This is a genomic window from Paenibacillus sp. JNUCC 34 (assembly GCF_058269055.1).
Window position 1 is genome coordinate 3,041,223 of sequence record NZ_CM177770.1, and the last position, 19,663, is coordinate 3,060,885.

Genomic DNA, 19,663 nt, shown 5'->3' on the forward strand with positions numbered 1-19,663 from the left:
ACTATTGAGATATGTATTTCAAAAAAAGGGCTACCCGTAAAGGATGACCTTAATACTTACCGTTACAGATAGCACGGAGAACCGCACCACAAATAGTGGTAAAGCCGAAAATGATGATATAGGTTGAAGCGGCATTGATAAATATGCTTCTGGGAGATTAAGCGTAGTTAAAGCCTATAACCTCTTGTATACTGAAACTATCTTATTTGGAAAATTACAATGCCTAAAAGAAAGTGGGAGAAGAACATGTATATAAGCAAATGGTGGGGAGATTTAATTGGCGGTTCCGATGATTCGCTGGCATTAATAGACTATTTGGAACAATTGGACTCAACGGATGTGACGCTCAATCAGATTTTAAAGGACTTGGGTTTCGATGTTCTGCTTTCCGAGGGAGACTTGAAAAACGGCGGAGGTATTGGATTTGATATAAAAAATGCTAACGGCATGTTTCGGGCAGAACTTGATATTGCCTGCGGTGCTCTAATCGATCTTTCAGCCATTGTGTTGGAGTCTCTTAAATCAGGCTATGTCGATTTGCATGATTTGGATGAGGCTAGGCAGCCGTGCAAACTTTATATTGATGCCTCCGAAGAAAAAAGAAACCTGCTTCGGGATGAATTGTACAAGTTTTCCCGTAATCCGTTGGCTTACGATTTAGCCGAACTTGTTCCGGCCGATGATATGAGGGAGCTTGCGGAAACGGCAAAAATGATCGCAGTTGAGCTGTTATAAGTTGCTTACGTTCTCCAGTATGCAGAGGTCTGCTGATTTTTAATGTGACCATTAGAAGTCAATTTGGAATCGATATAGATGCTGCCTGTGGTCAATTGTATGGAAATTATCAAAAGAGCAACAATTAGTAATTTGAAGGGAGATTGATGCTGATATTGTATTCTACTAAAAAAATTGTTAATATTAATGTACTTATATGAGAGGACTGATGATGGACAATGATTAACTAATCTATATTTTTATTTGAAATGAATAACTTCAAACTACAAAATATAGGGTTAGTCTATCCATTTTTATAAATCAGTTTTCACTTGAATAACCATGATTCTGATGGTAACAACGAACTTATTTGAGTTAAGTGAAAGACTAATCCTTCCAATTACAAATTGGGGGGATTTTTTTATTCTCTCATAGAAAGATTGATATTTTTTATCTGTTAAATAAGGGGGAGAAAGAAATGAGTAATTCAGACACTATCGTTACACATGTAATGCTCCGTATAAGTCGCTAATATCTATCAAACTTATACGGAGGAATTAACATGTCAATGATACAAGTGCAAGACTTAACTTTTTCTTATCCAAGCAGCTTTGACAATATTTTTGAAGGCGTAAACTTTCAGATAGATACGGATTGGAAACTTGGATTTATCGGTAGAAATGGACGAGGTAAAACAACATTCTTTAATCTGTTATTAGGGAATTATGAGTATAGTGGGAAAATCACGTCTTCGGTAGAATTTAATTATTTTCCTTATCCAGTTTCGGATAAAAATAAGTATACCTATGAAATCCTTGAAGAAATTTGCCCCCAAGCAGAAGATTGGGAATTTCTTCGTGAAATATCCTATCTAAATGTTGATGCCGAGGTCATGTACCGGCCATTTATAACATTATCAAATGGAGAACAAACAAAGGTATTGCTTGCCGCACTATTTTTGAATGAAGGCCAATTCCTATTAATCGATGAGCCTACCAATCATTTAGACACTGAGGCACGTAAGATTGTCTCTAGTTATTTAAAGAAGAAAAAAGGGTTTATTTTAATTTCACACGATAGAATCTTTTTAGATGGATGCGTTGACCATATCCTCTCGATCAATAGAGCGAATATTGAAGTTCAAAGTGGTAACTATTCTTCATGGAAGTTAAATTTTGATAGACAGCAGGAACATGAAGAGGCAACGAATGAGCGTCTACAAAAAGACATCGGGAGATTAAAAGATTCCTCAAAACGTTCAGCAGGTTGGTCTAATCAAGTGGAAGCTTCAAAAAATGGGACAACGAATTCAGGTTCTAAGTTGGACAAGGGGTTTGTAGGACATAAAGCGGCAAAGATGATGAAGAGAGCAAAGAATATTGAATCAAGGCAACAAAAAGCTATTGAAGAAAAGTCAAAACTGCTAAAAAATGTGGAAAAAACCGAGTCATTAAAATTAGAACCATTGGAATTTCAGTCAAAAGAATTGATTGTGTTGTCTAACTTGTCTGTTAAGTACGATGACCAAATAGTGAATAAGCCAATTAGCTTTAAAGTTGAACAAGGTGACCGAATTGTACTTGATGGAAAGAATGGAAGCGGAAAAAGTAGTATCCTAAAACTAATCTTAGGAAATCCGATACAGCATACCGGCTCAATGAATTTAGGTTCTGGCCTCATCATTTCCTATGTTGAGCAGGATACTTCTCATTTGAAGGGACTATTATCGGACTTCATTGAAGAACATGAGATTAATGAATCATTATTTAAATCTATCTTACGCAAGATGGATTTTGACCGAATACAATTCGAGAAAGACATATCTCATTATTCTGGTGGACAAAAGAAAAAGCTGCTTATAGCCAAAAGTTTATGTGAAAAGGCTCATCTATATATTTGGGATGAACCGTTAAATTTTATTGATATTTATTCGCGCATGCAGATTGAAGAGCTTATTCAAACATTTAACCCAACAATGGTTTTTGTAGAGCATGATCAGGCATTCCAACAAACAGTTGCAACAAAAACTATATCTATGTAGTTGAATATGAGAATTGAAGATATAATCAGTAAATCAGGTTATTAAACTATAGGGTACGTTTGTTTAATCAAAAAGGACATTACATATTTTATATAACTAATATGTAATGTCCTTTAATTTATCTTTTTTTAATTTAAGTTCTTGATAGGCGATATGACTCTTGTAAAGCAGGGTTTCAAACAAGCTATTGTCTGTTTCGAAAAGCATGCTTTTTGATACGGATTAGAGGAGTGGAGAGGTTGAAGATCAAGTGATTTGCCCTATATTGATGGTGGGATTACACGCTCCGCAGAGGATATTACACAACGGTTACAAGTCACCGTGGAAATGTCATGAATAAGTAATGTACTATGTACTAATAATTGTCGGCATTTTTAGGAAAGTAGGACAAGTTATGAAACTTAGAGGAACTATTACAGAACAGGCGTACAGAAAAGAATTACAAGCCTCAAAAATTCGTCTTTTCGATGATATAACCATGCGACGGTTTTTAAACATTATTAGAGAGACCTTTCCAGCAATGAAAACAGCGTACATCTTATACTGGACACCTGAGTAGGGGGAAGATATTATCACTTTTCTTGTAGATACACACTCAGTTATTAAGATTGAATTGGATCGCTACGATGATAAAATAGCTCCGATTGTAGATGTGTATTCAATACAGAATTTGATTAAGGGACTTAGTAGAACGAATCAGATTAAAATAGCCGTAGCTTTGGATTTAGTGAAGAGCGATCTAAAATTATGAAAAAGAAAATTGTGTTAACGGGAACGAGATATTTTGGATCTGCCTCAAGGATAACTTCTCTATGATGTTAATTAAAGTAACGGGCAGGTTAGTGGAGCAAAGGCTCTAAAATTCTTCTCACACTGAAGCCTAGATTACGGTATAATTCGGTAAAATATCTTAGGATTAGGTGAGTAACTTGGCGTTAATAAATAATAATCTTCTAAAATTGGTACAAGAGATTGTAAAGAAATTTATAGATCCTAAAGCAGAAGTTTTAAGCATTGATAGCACGCCTATTAATATGGGCTTACAAGCAGTTGAGTTAATGCGCCATAGTGTACTAATAAAGATACTTGACGAAACATTGAAGTTGTCTCTTGTTTCAAAACATGCAACCAGGATAGAACGGCAGGTACTGACAAGGCTTTACTCACAAAAAGCAAGTGTACCTTTTTCTTTGCCATATGGTTCTGAAGTAGATGAGAGGTCTCTTATTTGTATACAGGATGTTGATTATCAAACGGACTATAGAAACATAAATATTAGGTTACTTCAGAAGAGTGAACCGAAGGCATTATCACACATTCACATCTCTAACTTTGGTCAAAGGAAAGAACTTTCATGGTTACCTGAAGTAAACAGCCTCCATATCGAGAAGATGATATACGAGCGGTGGAAACCCCAATGGCAGGCAGCTAAGGGAAACAAACAGTTTACAGACATCTTCGGGGAATACATCCCATTAGTGGAAAGTGTAGCGAATACGATTTTCAAGGATATACAATACGTAATAAATGATGAGAACAGCCAAACATTAATTCATAACGATCTTAATCCAGGAAACGTGTTGGTACATAACAATACTGATGTAATATTTATTGATTGGGAAGAAGCTAGATATGGCTCTTTATTTCTAGATATCCCTCTGCGTTGTTGTACCTCGGAACAAATCGAGGATTATAGGAAGTTATTGGCTGCTAAAAATATAGAATTTCCTGATAATCATTTCAATCAAATGTATGCTATCGCCTCTCGCTACCTAGGACTTAGATATATGAGTTGGAATTTAGGAGCTTGGACTAGTAATTCACACGCTAAAGATGACTTAAAGAAATACTTGGACATGGTAGTGGGCATTAGATAAGCTAACGGGCAGTTTTGTTTAATAAAGGAGTTAATTCTGTCCCTGCCGAATTATGTAGAGGAAATAATGCCAACTTACTTGTGCATAAAAAGTTGCGATACAAAGTCGCTGTTACTCTATACTTCGATTGAGAGGAGGGAAAGAAATGGATTGGCTTACGAGGATGAATCGGGCATTGGATTATATCGAAATGAATATATCCGGAGAAATCGACCTGACGGAGATAGCAAGTCAAGCATGCTGTTCGTCTTATCAGTTTCAAAGAATGTTCTCCTTCATTACGGATGTTACACTGGCGGAATATATACGACGCAGACGGCTTACTCTTGCAGCGATTGATTTGTTGAATAGCGATGCGAAAGTGATTGATATTGCCATTAAGTACGGTTACGATTCACCGGTTTCTTTCGCAAGAGCTTTTCAATCGATGCATGGTGTCAATCCAACTACGGCTCGTCAAGAAGGCGTCGCGTTGAAAGCATATCCACGGCTTTCCTTTCTTATTTCAATCAAAGGGGTTGAGGCGATGAATTATCGGATCGAAACCAAGGAATCTTTCCAAGTATTTGGCATTGAAAGAGTGTTTCAGACAAGCGGAGATGGCGATGGACCGACTACACCGGGGGGATTATGGCAGCAATGCCATGCCAATGGCGAGGTAGAGAGACTCACTTCCAATGCGGGTGAATTGCCCGTATATCTGAGTAAGGATTTGTATAAAGTGCATGCAGTGTGCAGCTATCGAAAAACCGAAAATGATACGTTTCCGTATATGCTGTGTTCATTTAAGAGCGATTCCAGTAAAACGGATGGATATTTGGAAATCACGATCCCTTCACACACGTGGGCTATATTCCCATCAGAACTGTTTACATGGGATCAATTTAATGATTCCATCGAGTCGTTATACCACCGCTTTTATTCAGAATGGCTTCCAACAGCAGGATACGAGCAGGTCGATGGGATGGAATTAGAAGTCTATGGCGGCAGAAATGGCCTTAATTATGTTGAATTGTGGTTCGCGGTACGAAAAACTTCCTGAATGATGAAGACAAACAGAGCGTTGGATCATCAATAGATGGATAAATACCGTCTCTGTTTCGTATGAGGGATCATTGAAGTAACGGGATACGATAGTTGAATGCTTTAAGGCTGCCATATGGCAGCCTCTTTTCTCAACTAACGGGCAGTTGTGCATGATGAAGCATTTTTTCGAAAATAGATTGGGTAAGAATCCTATATTTGTTTTGTACATCTATAAACACAATAATATTGTAAAATAATACAGATGGATGTTTCTAGCTGAATAAATTATGCGATGTCGGAGGAGATATTATGGGTGGGTTAACTTAGATCTTTTGACTGTTATCATAATCATTACAAGGGGGAACATGAATGCACTTAAAAACAGAAAGATTATCAATACGTAAGTTTCAATCAACGGACTGGCGAGCTGTTCTTGAATATACATCTGACAGTAATGTTATGAAATATTTACCTGACGGGATATTTACTGAACAAGATGCGAAAGATTTTGTGAATAATAACACTAATGAAAATTCAGAAAAATTCGCTGTAATATTAAATGATGGAAATGCTCTTATTGGTCATATGGTTTTTCATCAATGGTATGGCGAGAATACTTATGAGATTGGTTGGGTGTTACATCCGAATTACAACAATAAAGGGTTTGCAACGGAAGCAGCACGAGCAATTGTTAAGTACGCTTTTGAAGAAGTGAACGTCCATCGAATAATCGCTACTTGTCAGCCACAGAATATTCCTTCTTATCGTATTATGGAGAAGATTGGTATGAGAAGAGAAGCTCATTTTAAAAAGTGTATGCCTGCCAACTTTAAGAAGGGTACAGAATGGTGGGACGAATACTTTTACGCTATTCTAAAGGAAGAGTGGAAATAGATATAAAATACAGGTGTAGATTTAATGAAACCAAGCCAATTATTCAAAGAATTTGACGTGTTTATTAAGCTAACGGGAAACGTTAGTTGAAACGATCCAGGGAGCAGTTTGCCGCGGCAGCTGCTCCCTCTTCGCATTAAAGTAACGGGCAGGGCAGTTTACAGTAATGGGAAATGGTGGTAGTCTAGTTTTGTTAATTTATAAGGGGGAGGACGATGAAGTGGCTCCAAAACATATAATTTCTGCGGCAACCATTGTAGTTAATGAGCGTAACGAAATATTATTGATAAAAGGACCTAGACGAGGATGGGAAATGCCAGGAGGGCAGGTTGAAGAAGGTGAATCATTGAAAGATGCAGCGATAAGGGAAACAAAGGAAGAGAGCGGTATAGATTATAGAAGTGACTAAGTTTTGTGGTGTTTTTCAAAATGTAAGTGCTAGTATTTGTAACACTTTATTTTTAGGAAGACCAGTCGGAGGTGAATTAACAACTACCCCTGAGTCTTTAGAAGTAGGATTTTTTCCAATCGAAACAGCATTAGAGATGGTAAATTGGGGAAATTTCAAGCAAAGAATTGAGCTTTGTTTGAATGAAGAACTTCATCCTTTTTATGTTGAATTTTCCATTCCGCTAAAGGACAATTAATGGTTGGAAGGAAATTCCTCCACACGTACAGATACAATTAAGTGAAATACTAAAACAAATTGTCTAATGACACAAAAGTGTCTATATTTAATAAAGCTGAAAAGCCTAATTTATCGGGCTTTTTTATTTTTTATGTAGCCATAATTGTGTCATTAGAAAATGCAAAAAAATGATCACATTGTAGGATTTTGACATAAAAGTGGCTACATTCATCGTAACAGAAGGCGCATCGTGTTTATATGCATTGTTTGATTGGGGGCTTACAATGTGACGTAATTTATTAATATTGCCCACTAGAATTTATATATTTCCTAAACCGAAAGAATCCAGTCGGAAATGTCATTTATCACATGCTTATCTACATGTTGTGCAACTTTATACTTTTTTTTCATTTTTAATATCTTTCCGTAAACAGCTGGCATAAACAAATGATTCAAGTTTGGATAAAGTTTAAACATTACATTTCGCATTTCACCCAATAAATTTTTGTAAGCCTTAAAATCTTTTTCTACTGATACATGGAAATCTTTATCTTCTTGCAAAATTAATACTGGTTTATCTATTGAGTTAAGATAATTAATAGATGGATGTTCACCCATTTCTTTGAAGTAGAAGGCTCTAGAATATTTCCCCAAAACTACAGTTGATTTTGCTTCTTCATCACTTAACTTATAGATTTTATCAAACTTGGATGATAATGCTGCTATTTGTTTCTTAGCAATCATTTTCAAAAACTTATTCAACGAGTTTAAAACATCGTTATTTTGGTCCATCAAAATTTCTTCTAATTTACGTGGAGACCCACCCATAATAATGACACCAGCAAAGTTTCCACCTTCTGCATCAATTCGTGGAGCTAACATCCCTCCTAAACTATGACCAATAATAAATATTTTGTTTGAATCAATACGTGAATCTTTTCGTAAAAAATCAGCTGCAAGGATGGCATCTTCAATGGTTTCTTCTTTAACTGATATTCCAGTATCGTTTTTCATCTGATTGCCATATACGAATGTTCTCTTGTCATATCGCAGCACTGCAATTCCTTTTTCCGACAAACCTTCGGCAAGGTCTTTAAAAGGGTAATTATTTCCGATTTTTTCATCCATATCCGTAGGGCCAGAGCCATGCACCAATACCACAGCCGGAACTTTTGAAGAGCAATTCTTCGGCAGCGACAAAATTCCATTCAAAGGGTATTTCGTTTCTTTGCCAATGATTAGTTTTTCATTCATATCCATGACCTCCAATTAATTTGTACGAACTCATATGAACAGCGACGCAAGCTCGAACGTAAACGGCAGAACCATTACGCCCGCCACGGCGGACACGGCAACAAGCAGGAAAAACAGTTTCCAGTTGATGATTTTTTTCATTGTCCGTTTCCTCTTAAGAAATTATTCATTTCTTGGACTAGCCGTTGATATTCGGGGTCTTCTCGCAACGAATCGAACGCTGGATTCATCAGTACCTCCCGCATCATGCTTTCCTTTATTACCTGCTCGCTGCGGGGCGCGGCTACGTCGAAATCATTCAGCCACGGGTCAATCAGGTCAAAGAAGGAATCTCCATGAAGCTCGAAGGGGAAGAATCCTCCCACGCAGGTATCCACATAATTTCCAAGCAGTTCAACCGATTTTTCGGGGAAATTGTTTGCGCAATACATATGAGCACCTAGTGCGTAAAGCAGGACGACATTGTTTGGATTTAGCCGCTTCATATTAAAAATCCGTGCAAAATCTGTCGCCCTCAGAAAGGCTTCTTCCGCTTTTTCGATATTATCAATATTTATTTGCAGGACGTTCAGCAACCCTTGAAAGGCCGACATTACGTACTGATACAGTTCAGCCTGCAAGGTTTCTTTAGCTTTGCCGATGTTGCCCATAAGCTGATATGCCTGTGAAATTAACACGCCCTTTGGTGTCATGGGTCGGACGCTTTCCCCAAGTAAATTTAAGACCCGCTGCGGGCTCTTTAGTGCCAGACAGCAAACCGCCTGATACAAAACCGCTTCGTTGGAAAGCTGCACATCGCCGCTTTCTGCCTGAATCCGCTCACATAGCGTCACCGTTTCGTTAAGAAGCGCCTCTTTTTGCTCCTGTGTTCCCGCCAGTGTGAAGTGGTTTGTGTATAGCTTGACAATTTGCAACAGGAGCGGAAAGCAGGCGTAATATTTTTTGATGATAGTCGCACATTCAGCGATTACCTCATCAAAAGGGAGGGAAGCAAAGTCATCGGCCAGCCGGTTGTAGAGCTTTGCGATGTCCGCCTGCTCCATTTGCGGGGAATAGCCCATCAACTCGTCAATGCTGATGTTAAAATAGGCCGCAAGCTGTGGGAGAAATGTGATGTCGGGACAGCTCTGCCCCGTTTCCCATTTAGAAACAGACGCTTTGGAAACACCGATATATGCAGCAACCGCATCCTGCGTGACTGCTTTTTCTCTGCGTTTTGCTACAATGACCGACGCTAGATTGATTTCTTTCATCAACGTCACCTCCGCTAATTATTTTACGGTTCACAAAGTCAACTTCCAAGCGACTTGTCGTTAACTTATGTCAAAAAAATCAACCATCAGGAAACATAATATGTATTATAAATCAGCTCATTGCATTCTTTCCAAAGCAATAGCTTTAAAAAAGGTATTGGAATTTAATTACGAAGTTCATAAGATGGCGTATAATGCATCCAATCTTTAATAGAATTTACTTTTGAATAGATTTGTGTATTATGGCTATCCCCAAGCCTATACCTCATTCCCAGCTCGCAAATTGGTAGGTACTCTGGATGATGTTTTCATTGATCACGTAGCTCTTATAGTTGATGGAAAAATGCATCACATTCGATTATGTGAAATCGTTTATTTTGAAAAAGCAGAAGAGAAATAAGCCATGAATATACCCACTGACCTTAATTGGTTGGTGGGCTTTTTTACATATTGATCATTTTAGGAATATAACATTCGTCTCTTTTCGAACGGGAACTACTTAATTTCATTTAACACAAGGCTGCCAAGTTTTCTGTGTATTCATAAATTAATTACCGGCGATCCGGAGGGAGGAGTCGTGATGGATTGTTATCATTCTTTAATTGTTGCGATTAGTTAAGTAATATATGCAGGAATTGCTCAGCCTAAGGGTCGAATAAAGGGTGGGCGAAAAAATCAGAATAATGAGAAGAAACTTTAAGCACCATCGGGTGCTTTTTCTTAAGAGAAGGGGCACAACGTTGGCGTGTGTTCCTATTTATCTTGCGACGATATATAGAAAACCAACTCAACACAAATAGGAGGGGGAACGAAAGAAAGGCTAAATGGTCAGAATATTTGGGAACATGATTGAATAGAAGCGGGTGGACCCACCAGAATCAAAGTACAGCTAAACCTTGCGATCCAAAGTATGGAAAGTTAGTCGATGCGGCAACCTGCAATCTGACTAGACTTCCATCATCCTGGATATGAAATACTGAGACTGTGCCCTGATTCCCGTTTAGGGTGTAAAAATTGCGTCCATCTTTACTTACTCCAGCATCTATTGGTATACCAGTATGTTCGCCAACTGGTGTACTTGTAATATGCCCGAGTACCGTTAGAACTCCGCTATCATCTATACGGTAAGTGGATATTGTGCCACTTAAGGTATTTGTGGTATATGCAAAACGTTCATTCCTCGAAATTGCAACCCAGCATGCTGTCTTCTGGCCGTTCGGTACGGAGCCACTGATAACATTAAGCAGCCCGTTGTCACTCAATGAATATGATGACAGCGCACTAGAAGCTACTTCCGTAACTAAAAGGATTCCTGAGGATAGGAAATAAGAGCCTAACGGTCTCGTACCATTAGAATCGTTAATGATCGGTCCTGTAACAGTACCATTTTTATGTACATGGAATACACTGAGACGGTCTGTAGTTAACTCAGTTACAACGATTTTACTGCCATCTGGAGTGAATAAAACCTGCGCAGGCTGAGCATTGATCGTACTTAGCGAATGGGTGGACCCCGGAATATAAGTAAGACGTCCATTATCCTCTATGCGAAAACCGGTGATATTGGATGCAAAATTATTGGCGGCATTACCCACATTTGAAACATAAAGAAGATTATCGAATACATTTACGCTATTTGGCTGAGCACCTCCCGATGGCTTCACATCGGCGAGAACAAGTCCTCCGCTGTCGGTAATGATGAAACTACTGATACTATTACTGCCTGCATTAACTGCAAATAAGAAACGACCATCACGGGATAAAGACAGTGATCCTTGTGACACAAGAGGGTCAATTCCATCGTTTGCTGTTGCAGGTGAAACTTTCCTTGTACCAGTACCTCTTCCATATGTCGGGTAGTGACCCGTAAAGGTGAGCATTCCATTCATGTCCCGGTAAAAAGCAATGACTTCGTTCATTACTTCCATATTGGTCATAATGTAAACCATGCTCGTTCGAATTGATGTCGGCATTTAATGACTTCCTCCTTCGAGTAGTTCTTTTCTCCGCCTTGGATTATGTTCGTTTAATATTATTCATCTGAGCTTAGAACAATACCCCCGCAGTAAGTCTGTGGGGCCGTTTTGTTCGTTCCCTATTCCGCTTTGCCTATGAAGAAACATACTTAAGCTCAAATCCTGCATTGAAGTTACGCGAACCTAAAATGGACAAGCGTTAGCATGGGCGCTAGATTTCATCATTACTTAGGGCAAGCAAAAGCAACAGGATATCAACCTGGCTATTGAAAAGAAGAATGAAAAGCTTAACATCACTAAAGTAATTGCTGACAGCTGTAAAACGATCGTTCTGATCTCCGGTTCCACAAGCGCCACGAAAAACGGATTCCAGTGGCTGTACAATAAAGACAGCAAACAAAACTATGCTTACCTTGGTGATGTAGAGCTCATGACCATTTACGTGAGGGAAACAATGGATAGCAAGCCAAGATCATGGATAAGAATGCCGCACTTACATCTATGAATCGTGAGAGGAACGATGCGTAAAGGCATCCTGAAGGTGCAAGCGAACTTAGGTCAATTACAAGAAGGATCGAGTTACCGCAGGTAAGATATAGTAGAAATCGTACGATAGGATGTCGCCGTAGACCGATGAATCCATGGGTGCAATCCTTTACAGTGGTAGATATCATCTAAGGATGAGTTAACACAGTTCGAGGAGGCAGTGATATGGATCACCAGGTTATGCTACAACGACAGTTATGGTTCGTGAATCAAAGATTCGGCATGTTTATACACTTTAACAGCGCTACTTTCCAGTTCGCAGACACGGAGATGAAAGACTGGGAATATGGACACGAGAATCATGATGAGCCGCGCAGGTTCCCGTTCAATCCGTCAGACTGGAATCCGGACCAACTGGATTGTACGCAATGGGCACAAGCTGCCAAAGCCGCGGGAATGAGCTTCGCCGCACTGACGGCCAAGCATCATGAAGGCTTCAGCTTGTGGCCGACACAGTATACGGAGCACTGTATTCGAAATGCAACCAGCCAAAGGGATGTCGTCAAGGAATATCTTGACGCGTTCAGGCAGGAAGGAATTGAGGCGGGTCTTTATTTCTCGATGCTGGATCTGCACCATCAGATCGGTCGTAAGAAATGCACACCGGCAGATAAGCAGTTCATTAAAAACCAAATCGAAGAATTGCTGACAGGTTATGGCGATATTCCGTTTCTCATCATTGACGGCTGGAACGCCCATTGGGGAGGACCGAAGTACGAGGACCTTCCCTTCGAAGAAATAAATGAATTCGTGAAGGGATTGCAACCCAATTGCCTCCTGATGAATATAAGCTGTGAATCCAATCTGGATCATACCGATATCGTATTCTACGAAAATGCTGCCGGACAGGAAATTGAAGACTCTTTCGAGGGGCCGGGCGCCAGTTGCAATATTTTGACGGATACATGGTTCTGGAGAGCAACGGATACGACGATGGATCTTAAAACGACGGATTGGGTCTTAGACAAAATACATGATGCGAACAGCCATAACGTGACATTCTTATTAAATGGCGCACCGAATCCGCATGGGCTGTTGGACGCCAATATCATCGAGCGGTTCAAAGAAATCGGAGGAAGATACCGAAAACCAGAGGATCTGGTAACAATTCCTACAAACTGGTTGCATCGACAGTAGATTAACCGAAACGATGCCGAATATAAAAGCGCTTGTTCATTCGATTTGACAAGCGCTTTTTCTCGTTCGATGCATGCTGAGGTAGGTTCAATCCATTACAATAAACTGATACCGTTTACGGAACTCTCCTGGCGTAAAGGAAGTGTGACGTTTAAATAGGCGCGTGAAATAGTTATTGTCGCTGAACCCGCATCGCGTAGCGATTTGAATGATTGACAGTTCTGAATGCGCTAATAATTGTTTAGCTCGTTCAATCTGAAGATGATGTCTATATTGCAAGGGGCTCATCCCTGAATACTGCTTCAAGCAGCGGGCTAAATAATCGAAGTGGTAATGAAGGTCATTTTCCATTCCTACGGCGTCGAAGGGTTGTTCCAAATGTTCGGCCAAATAAGAAGCGACTTGCTCCCCGAGTGAAAGAGAGCGGGCTTGCGGACTGCGGTTTCGTAAACTGTATTGTAGTTCTAAGAGAAATCGGCCGAATAATATTTGTAGCTCGTAGGATCGCGAAGCAGATAACATGCTATGCGCATGTATCATTTCCGTGAGCAGCGGCAGGATCGGGCGCAAATCGATGACCGTAAATTTCGGTATATCTACCATACCTGGATGAACCTCTATATCCTGGTCTGTTCGATTGAGCAGAGGCTGCTGCCAGTTCGTTTTGTCGATCAAGGCTGGCTGAGGGAATCCTGGATACTGGAAATGAATCCAATATACTTCCGTCTCGGTATCGGTCGGGCGGTAGCCACGATGCATCTTCCCAGGTTCAAGGACCAAGACCATGCCTTCTTTGATGTCATATGGAATCCCGTTTTCCTCCATGTAGAGCGTACCTTTCACGCAGACAATGATATCGAAAGCCCCAAATTGACGCTTCGCATGTACAATCCCCGGCGGCCATAATGTATGGCCGACCGTGGCGATCAAAGGAAGGGGCGGGACATGAAGTTCAAGTACAAGCATATCGGATCACCTTTTGAAAAGAATGTAGAAATTGTACTATAAATCGTTAGCGCTGTCAGCCCATCCATGGTGCATTGCCATCTTAAGCGGTAGAGATTTGACTATAAATGAATAAAAGTCAAATGAAGAAAGCGATCAGCGCAGTCTTCATCGTATGGAACAAATTCTCTCAATATTGCATTGGAGATAAGAATAATGCACGTAACCCTGACCGATTACCGATTTGATATTCATCTAAAAAGATGCGTGCTTCGGGTAACTGGTTTTGAGGTTCTGTAAGGCTTTAGGTAGGTAGGATAGAGCTAGACTATACTAATTATTAAAGTTTCATATATTTCGCTTGCTAAAGAGGATTATAGTTATTGGATAATAATAACATTGACAACCGTAGGTTTTTCCAAAATAATAGAATGTAATTGAATACTGGTACCTTTAATTCAGTCCAGAGAGGCTGGCAAGGGCAGCGGATTTTTATAATCACGCGTGAATCAGGGCATATTCCGTCAGGAGATGCTCTGCGTCATCGCGCGGGTTATGATGAAAGAAAGAGGCTACTTGTCAGTTTGAGACTTGATGAGTAGCCTCTTTTTTCTGCTTTTTTGGTATCAGGACACTTTAACTGGAGGTATTCTGATGAGCAAACAAGATCAAGAGTTTTCGTGGCAAGAGGTGCCGAAAACGCAGAGAAACCATTTTGGGAAGACGTTTTCCGTAATGTTGGCGTTCACTTTCTTTTCGGCAAGCATGCTGGCAGGGGGGACGCTCGGAGTCAGCTTGACGTTCATGGAGTTCATTGGAATCGTGCTTGCGGGCAATTTGGTACTCGGCATCTATACGGGAGCGCTGGCACATATCGCTGCCAAAACGGGCCTTTCCACGCATTTGCTGGCAAAATATTCGTTCGGTGAGAAAGGGTCGTACCTGCCTTCATTCCTACTCGGCTTCACGCAGGTCGGATGGTTCGGCGTCGGCGTGGCCATGTTCGCGGTTCCGGTCGCCAGAGCGATGGATTGGAACGTGTACCTGTTGATCTTCTTGTTTGGTCTCGCAATGACGGCATCAGCCATCTTCGGTATGAAGTCACTCGTCATTCTGGGCTATGTTGCGGTTCCGGCTATTGCCATTCTCGGCGGTTACTCCGTGTTCGAAGGAGCAAGCTCGCTGGGCGGTCTGCAAGGGTTGCTCGATTACACGCCGACACAGTCGCTCACCGCGGCAGCGGCATTGACCATTTGTATTGGGTCATTCATTAGCGGCGGAACGCTGACGCCCGATTTTGCCCGGTTTTCTCAGACTTCTCGGCAGGCGGTTACCGCAACGGTCATTTCGTTCTTCCTGGGGAACTCACTCATGTTCCTGTTCGGCGCAGTCGGCGCAATGGCTTATAACCTGGCAGATATCTCGGAGGTCATGTTCCTGCAAGGTTTGATCATTCCCGCGATCATCGTTCTGGGGCTGAATATCTGGACGACCAATGATAATGCCCTTTACGCTTCCGGGCTGGGCTTTGCCAACATCACTAAAATTCCGAAGAAGTTCTTCGTCATTGTAAACGGCATCGTGGGTACCGTATTTGCCATGTGGATGTACAACAATTTCGTCGGTTTCCTGAATGTGCTGGGCGCGGCGATACCGTCCATCGGGGCCATCATCATCGCGGACTACTTCTTAGTGAAGCGCAGAAACTATAAACCGTTTGCCGACATGACTTTCAAGAATGTAAACTGGATAGCGATGGTGGCTTGGGCCATCGGCGTTGCGTTCGCCCAGCTGGCTCCGGGAGTAACGCCATTGAACGCACTGATCGGTACGGCGGTGGCCTACATCGTGTTGATGCTGATCGTTCCTGCGAAAGAATCCAAAGAAAAGGGGAAAATAAATGATTATACAGAACGCAAAATTGCGGGGTAAAGAAGGTTTATGGAATATCGTCGTGAAAGACGGAAAGTTTGGGCTAATCACGCAGTCTCTGGAAGCTACTGCGAATGAGGAAGTAATTGACGTGGGCGGCTCGCTTGTGCTGCCGCCGTTCATTGAACCTCATATCCATCTGGATACAACGTTAACGGCGGGCGAGCCTGAATGGAATTTGAGCGGAACGCTATTCGAAGGCATCCAGCGTTGGTCAGAACGCAAGGCATTCCTGACGCATGAAGACGTCAAAACACGCTCCAAAACGGCATTGAAGTGGCAGATGGCGCAGGGCATCCAGCATGTACGGACGCATGTGGACGTCACCGATCCAAGCTTGACCGCAGTTAAAGCGATGCTTGAAGTGAAACAAGAGATGGCACCATATATTGACATCCAGCTTGTCGCTTTTCCGCAGGAAGGCATTCACTCCTACCCGAATGGCGCGGAATTGCTTGAAGAGTCGCTGAAAATGGGCGTTGACGTGGTCGGCGGCATTCCGCACTTCGAATTCACGAGGGAATATGGCGTCGATTCGATGAAGGTCGCGTTTGACCTCGCCGAAAAATACGACCGTCTCATCGACATCCATTGTGACGAAATCGATGACGAGCAATCCCGTTTCGTTGAAGTCGTCGCTAAAGAAGCCTACGAACGTGGACTGGGCTCCCGCACGACGGCAAGCCACACGACGGCGATGGGGTCATACAATGATGCATATACGTACAAATTGTTTAGATTGCTGAAGATGGCTGACCTAAATTTCGTCTCCAATCCTCTGGTCAACATCCACCTGCAGGGACGCTTCGACACGTATCCGAAAAGAAGAGGGCTAACTCGCGTCAAAGAGCTGCAGGAAGCCGGTCTTAATGTGTGCTTCGGTCACGATGACATCTTTGATCCATGGTATCCGCTAGGCACGGGCAACATGCTTCAGGTGCTGCATATGGGCATCCATGCTTCGCAGTTGCTCGGTTACGATCAAATCGTGAATTCGATCGATCTCATTACGAAAAATAGCGCAAGAACGTTGCATATCGAGGATGTGTACGGCATTGAAGAAGGTAAGCCTGCCAACTTCATCGTTCTTGAAGCAGAGAACGAATATGAGGCCATTCGCAAACAGGCCGGAGTGCTTTATTCGTTCAGAGGCGGCCGCAAAATCGCGGAAACGAAGCCGCGGGACACGTCGATTGTTCTTGAGGGCGGTTCAGAGAAGGTCACTTTCAATAAATAATCGAATAAAGCGTGCGATGCATCAAGCAGAGCCTGCGCATTAGCCAAAATCCCCTCATGGTGGACAGGGCAACGAGAGATCGCGTGATCGTGAACTCTTCCTGCATACAAGAGGGGATTTTTGTGCATTCGCATTTACGTCATCTGGTGAAGTCTTTTTTAAATAAGAACACGAGTTCTCTGAATGCTCGATTTCGGGATTTGTTCAATCATTACCGAAACAACTATGCTTGAATAAAGGTCATAGGCTGGTGGGGCGTTAAGCTAACGGGAAGATTACGTTAACAAAAAAATAAAACCGGCACAATTATATGCCGATTAACCAATTGCCAATATATAAAAAGGTACCCCTAAAAAAGCCATGGATACATGATAGTATATAAAAAAATGCAACATAAGTCTATTAATTATTTGGTGAAAACTGTATGTTATTTATGCGACCGCGGCGCAAAACAATAAGGGAAGCGAAAGGAAGGGTAACGATGATTGTGACACAAAAAGAAATGCTGTTCATTGTGCAATCACAACTTGCTATTGACCTGAATTGCTCTGTCGATGACCTGAACGGCGAAAAGGATAGCATTATTTTTGTTGAAGCTAAAGAAAATCCTGGATGCAGACCATTTCCGAGGAAGGCACGTTATTTCGAAATCCTGTCTATGGGAAAATCAATTGTAGTATAGGCTACACCCGAACGGTTGTTAATTGCCAAAACACAGATGCAGGGCAAAAACAGGGATACCGTATTCTCCTTGCCATTTATCAAAGGTCTTTACTTGCATTTTCTGCCTGATGTAAAAAGAATAAAGCCAATGTCACCGCCGAATTTTTTTTCATTTGAACTGATTAAGCGAGAAGAAGTGATCAGTTTATTTGATGTTACAAGATTCAATGAAGCTATTATATATGATACGAATCTTCCCTGGCAGACTGATCTAGCTGTGCTTGCAAAGCAAGACGGGGAAATTGTTGGTGTGGCAGGAGCAAGCAAAACCTGTACAAAACTGTGGCAAATTGGCATAGAAGTATTACCCAACTATCGTAATTTGGGATTGGCTAGTTATCTTGTAAACAAGTTAACTTTTGAAATATTAGAACGTGGAGAGATACCGAGTTATGACGTAATCGCCAGTAACATTGCTTCACAGAGAGTAGCTCACCGATTAGGGTATTTTCCCGCATGGGTGTCTGATTGGCGATGCAATTTTGAAGGACTTGAATAGAAAATATTTTGCATCTATAAAAATGTCAGAAGACAAGAAGGGGGAAGGGAATAGATTATTAGAGTTGGGAAGGTGGGAGAAATACGGCTGCACCCCTAAGAATACATTGTCTTTTTTCTGGTAAAATAGAATTCAAACTATAAGACAGGTAGAAGGAGTGCGGCAATGATTTATTTAAGAAGCTTTAAGCTTTCTGATTATACGGATCGAAATCCCAACATATACCCTGATTATGTATTTAAGCACGTGGCTGGAGAGGTGCTTTTGTTTGATCGAATTACTGTGTTGTATGGCAATAACGGTAGCGGAAAATCTACTTTACTCAATGTAATTTCCAACAAGCTAGGAATCTCGGGGGCTGAAAGAATGACAAGCTATGGGCATAGTATTTATGCTCAGCGATTCCTTGATTTGAGTAGCTATCAGCTTGGGCATGATGAGCAAGAGCATGAAATCAGGCAACTTCCAGAAGGAAGCCGATATATGAAATCAGAGGATATTTTATATGAGATCAAGAAGATACAGCAATCTTCCGTGCTGAGTGAGGGAATAATATATGAGCAGATTGACAAAGGGATGAGCAAGGCTCAGGCAGCACAATATGAAGCTTCGTATGCGTTTAAGAAGAAGCTGGAGAACATTCAATTTTCACAAGAAAAATACTCTAATGGAGAAACGTCCATGCAGTTTTTTGAGGAATATCTGCTACCAGGGCAATTGTATTTATTGGACGAGCCGGAAACGTCACTTTCTCCTGCTAATCAAATAAGAATGGCAGAACAAATAAATGAGCTGGCACGATATTTTGATAGTCAATTTATTATTGCCACTCATTCTCCCTTTGTTTTAGGCACGTTACATGCAAAAATTTATAATCTGGATGCCAAGCCTCTTCAAACAGCAGAATGGTTTGAACTAGACAATGTACAATTTTTTTATCGATTTTTCAATAAGCATAAGCAATTGTTTGAAAGAGAGTAG

15 protein-coding genes and 1 pseudogene are annotated in these 19,663 nt (G+C 41.1%); 12 read left to right on the forward strand and 4 right to left on the reverse strand.

Annotated features, from left to right (window positions below; all coding sequences use genetic code 11):
- Positions 1 to 246: 246 nt before the first annotated feature.
- The 6 genes and pseudogenes from AC2TF5_RS14285 to AC2TF5_RS14310 all read left to right on the forward strand — a co-directional run bounded on the left by AC2TF5_RS14285 (position 247) and on the right by AC2TF5_RS14310 (position 7,199).
- Positions 247 to 735, forward strand: a complete 489-nt coding sequence (locus tag AC2TF5_RS14285; RefSeq protein WP_491297715.1) for an imm68 putative immunity domain-containing protein — start codon at positions 247 to 249, stop codon at positions 733 to 735.
- 541 nt (positions 736 to 1,276) lie between these two features.
- Positions 1,277 to 2,755 carry an Lsa family ABC-F type ribosomal protection protein gene (locus AC2TF5_RS14290; protein WP_491297716.1) on the forward strand — a complete coding sequence of 493 codons (1,479 nt, stop codon included), beginning with the start codon at positions 1,277 to 1,279 and terminating at the stop codon, positions 2,753 to 2,755.
- 929 nt (positions 2,756 to 3,684) lie between these two features.
- Entirely contained in the window at positions 3,685 to 4,632 is a 948-nt protein-coding gene (locus tag AC2TF5_RS14295) for a phosphotransferase family protein (protein ID WP_491297717.1), read from the forward strand.
- A 145-nt stretch (positions 4,633 to 4,777) separates the two neighbouring features.
- Positions 4,778 to 5,674 (forward strand): AraC family transcriptional regulator, encoded by an 897-nt coding sequence (locus AC2TF5_RS14300; protein WP_491297718.1) that lies wholly within the window; start codon positions 4,778 to 4,780, stop codon positions 5,672 to 5,674.
- Positions 5,675 to 6,027: 353 nt separating this feature from the next.
- Positions 6,028 to 6,552 carry a GNAT family N-acetyltransferase gene (locus AC2TF5_RS14305; protein WP_491297719.1) on the forward strand — a complete coding sequence of 175 codons (525 nt, stop codon included), beginning with the start codon at positions 6,028 to 6,030 and terminating at the stop codon, positions 6,550 to 6,552.
- Between the two features lie 166 nt (positions 6,553 to 6,718).
- Positions 6,719 to 7,199: pseudogene (locus AC2TF5_RS14310) on the forward strand (NUDIX hydrolase).
- 311 nt (positions 7,200 to 7,510) lie between these two features.
- On the opposite strand, the gene AC2TF5_RS14315 reads toward AC2TF5_RS14310, so the two are convergent.
- The 3 genes from AC2TF5_RS14315 to AC2TF5_RS14325 all read right to left on the reverse strand — a co-directional run bounded on the left by AC2TF5_RS14315 (position 7,511) and on the right by AC2TF5_RS14325 (position 11,660).
- On the reverse strand, positions 7,511 to 8,434 hold the full coding sequence (locus AC2TF5_RS14315; RefSeq protein ID WP_491297721.1) for an alpha/beta hydrolase family protein: 924 nt from the start codon (positions 8,432 to 8,434) through the stop codon (positions 7,511 to 7,513).
- A 137-nt stretch (positions 8,435 to 8,571) separates the two neighbouring features.
- Positions 8,572 to 9,687 (reverse strand): helix-turn-helix domain-containing protein, encoded by a 1,116-nt coding sequence (locus tag AC2TF5_RS14320; RefSeq protein WP_491297722.1) that lies wholly within the window; start codon positions 9,685 to 9,687, stop codon positions 8,572 to 8,574.
- Between the two features lie 878 nt (positions 9,688 to 10,565).
- Positions 10,566 to 11,660, reverse strand: coding sequence for a lactonase family protein (locus tag AC2TF5_RS14325; protein WP_491297724.1), 1,095 nt, complete (start codon positions 11,658 to 11,660; stop codon positions 10,566 to 10,568).
- 714 nt (positions 11,661 to 12,374) lie between these two features.
- Between AC2TF5_RS14325 and AC2TF5_RS14330 the strand changes: the two genes are divergently transcribed.
- Positions 12,375 to 13,346: an alpha-L-fucosidase gene (locus AC2TF5_RS14330; protein WP_491297726.1), complete on the forward strand. Its 972-nt coding sequence runs from the start codon at positions 12,375 to 12,377 to the stop codon at positions 13,344 to 13,346.
- Between the two features lie 87 nt (positions 13,347 to 13,433).
- On the opposite strand, the gene AC2TF5_RS14335 is transcribed toward AC2TF5_RS14330, so the two are convergent.
- Positions 13,434 to 14,312 carry an AraC family transcriptional regulator gene (locus AC2TF5_RS14335; protein WP_491297728.1) on the reverse strand — a complete coding sequence of 293 codons (879 nt, stop codon included), beginning with the start codon at positions 14,310 to 14,312 and terminating at the stop codon, positions 13,434 to 13,436.
- A gap of 633 nt (positions 14,313 to 14,945) precedes the next feature.
- Here AC2TF5_RS14335 and codB point away from each other — a divergent pair.
- The 5 genes from codB to AC2TF5_RS14360 all read left to right on the forward strand — a co-directional run bounded on the left by codB (position 14,946) and on the right by AC2TF5_RS14360 (position 19,663).
- Positions 14,946 to 16,223, forward strand: a complete 1,278-nt coding sequence (codB, locus tag AC2TF5_RS14340; RefSeq protein ID WP_491297730.1) for a cytosine permease — start codon at positions 14,946 to 14,948, stop codon at positions 16,221 to 16,223.
- Positions 16,192 to 17,460, forward strand: a complete 1,269-nt coding sequence (locus AC2TF5_RS14345; RefSeq protein WP_491297731.1) for a cytosine deaminase — start codon at positions 16,192 to 16,194, stop codon at positions 17,458 to 17,460. Before codB ends, AC2TF5_RS14345 begins: the two co-directional genes overlap by 32 nt.
- Positions 17,461 to 17,941: 481 nt before the next feature.
- Complete coding sequence (locus tag AC2TF5_RS14350) at positions 17,942 to 18,142, forward strand: hypothetical protein (RefSeq protein WP_491297732.1); 201 nt, start codon at positions 17,942 to 17,944, stop codon at positions 18,140 to 18,142.
- A gap of 15 nt (positions 18,143 to 18,157) precedes the next feature.
- Positions 18,158 to 18,682, forward strand: coding sequence for a GNAT family N-acetyltransferase (locus AC2TF5_RS14355; RefSeq protein WP_491297733.1), 525 nt, complete (start codon positions 18,158 to 18,160; stop codon positions 18,680 to 18,682).
- A gap of 165 nt (positions 18,683 to 18,847) precedes the next feature.
- Positions 18,848 to 19,663 (forward strand): AAA family ATPase, encoded by an 816-nt coding sequence (locus AC2TF5_RS14360; RefSeq protein WP_491297735.1) that lies wholly within the window; start codon positions 18,848 to 18,850, stop codon positions 19,661 to 19,663.

What these genes read in the sequence shown, in the direction of transcription:
- AC2TF5_RS14285 (WP_491297715.1), top strand. Translation starts at nt 247, where the DNA reads ATGTATATAAGCAAATGGTGGGGAGATTTAATTGGCGGTTCCGATGAT.
- AC2TF5_RS14290 (WP_491297716.1), top strand. Translation starts at nt 1,277, where the DNA reads ATGTCAATGATACAAGTGCAAGACTTAACTTTTTCTTATCCAAGCAGC.
- AC2TF5_RS14300 (WP_491297718.1), top strand. Translation starts at nt 4,778, where the DNA reads ATGGATTGGCTTACGAGGATGAATCGGGCATTGGATTATATCGAAATG.
- AC2TF5_RS14305 (WP_491297719.1), top strand. Translation starts at nt 6,028, where the DNA reads ATGCACTTAAAAACAGAAAGATTATCAATACGTAAGTTTCAATCAACG.
- AC2TF5_RS14315 (WP_491297721.1), bottom strand. Translation starts at nt 8,434, where the DNA reads ATGAATGAAAAACTAATCATTGGCAAAGAAACGAAATACCCTTTGAAT.
- AC2TF5_RS14320 (WP_491297722.1), bottom strand. Translation starts at nt 9,687, where the DNA reads ATGAAAGAAATCAATCTAGCGTCGGTCATTGTAGCAAAACGCAGAGAA.
- AC2TF5_RS14325 (WP_491297724.1), bottom strand. Translation starts at nt 11,660, where the DNA reads ATGCCGACATCAATTCGAACGAGCATGGTTTACATTATGACCAATATG.
- AC2TF5_RS14330 (WP_491297726.1), top strand. Translation starts at nt 12,375, where the DNA reads ATGGATCACCAGGTTATGCTACAACGACAGTTATGGTTCGTGAATCAA.
- AC2TF5_RS14335 (WP_491297728.1), bottom strand. Translation starts at nt 14,312, where the DNA reads ATGCTTGTACTTGAACTTCATGTCCCGCCCCTTCCTTTGATCGCCACG.
- codB (WP_491297730.1), top strand. Translation starts at nt 14,946, where the DNA reads ATGAGCAAACAAGATCAAGAGTTTTCGTGGCAAGAGGTGCCGAAAACG.
- AC2TF5_RS14345 (WP_491297731.1), top strand. Translation starts at nt 16,192, where the DNA reads ATGATTATACAGAACGCAAAATTGCGGGGTAAAGAAGGTTTATGGAAT.
- AC2TF5_RS14350 (WP_491297732.1), top strand. Translation starts at nt 17,942, where the DNA reads ATGATTGTGACACAAAAAGAAATGCTGTTCATTGTGCAATCACAACTT.
- AC2TF5_RS14360 (WP_491297735.1), top strand. Translation starts at nt 18,848, where the DNA reads ATGATTTATTTAAGAAGCTTTAAGCTTTCTGATTATACGGATCGAAAT.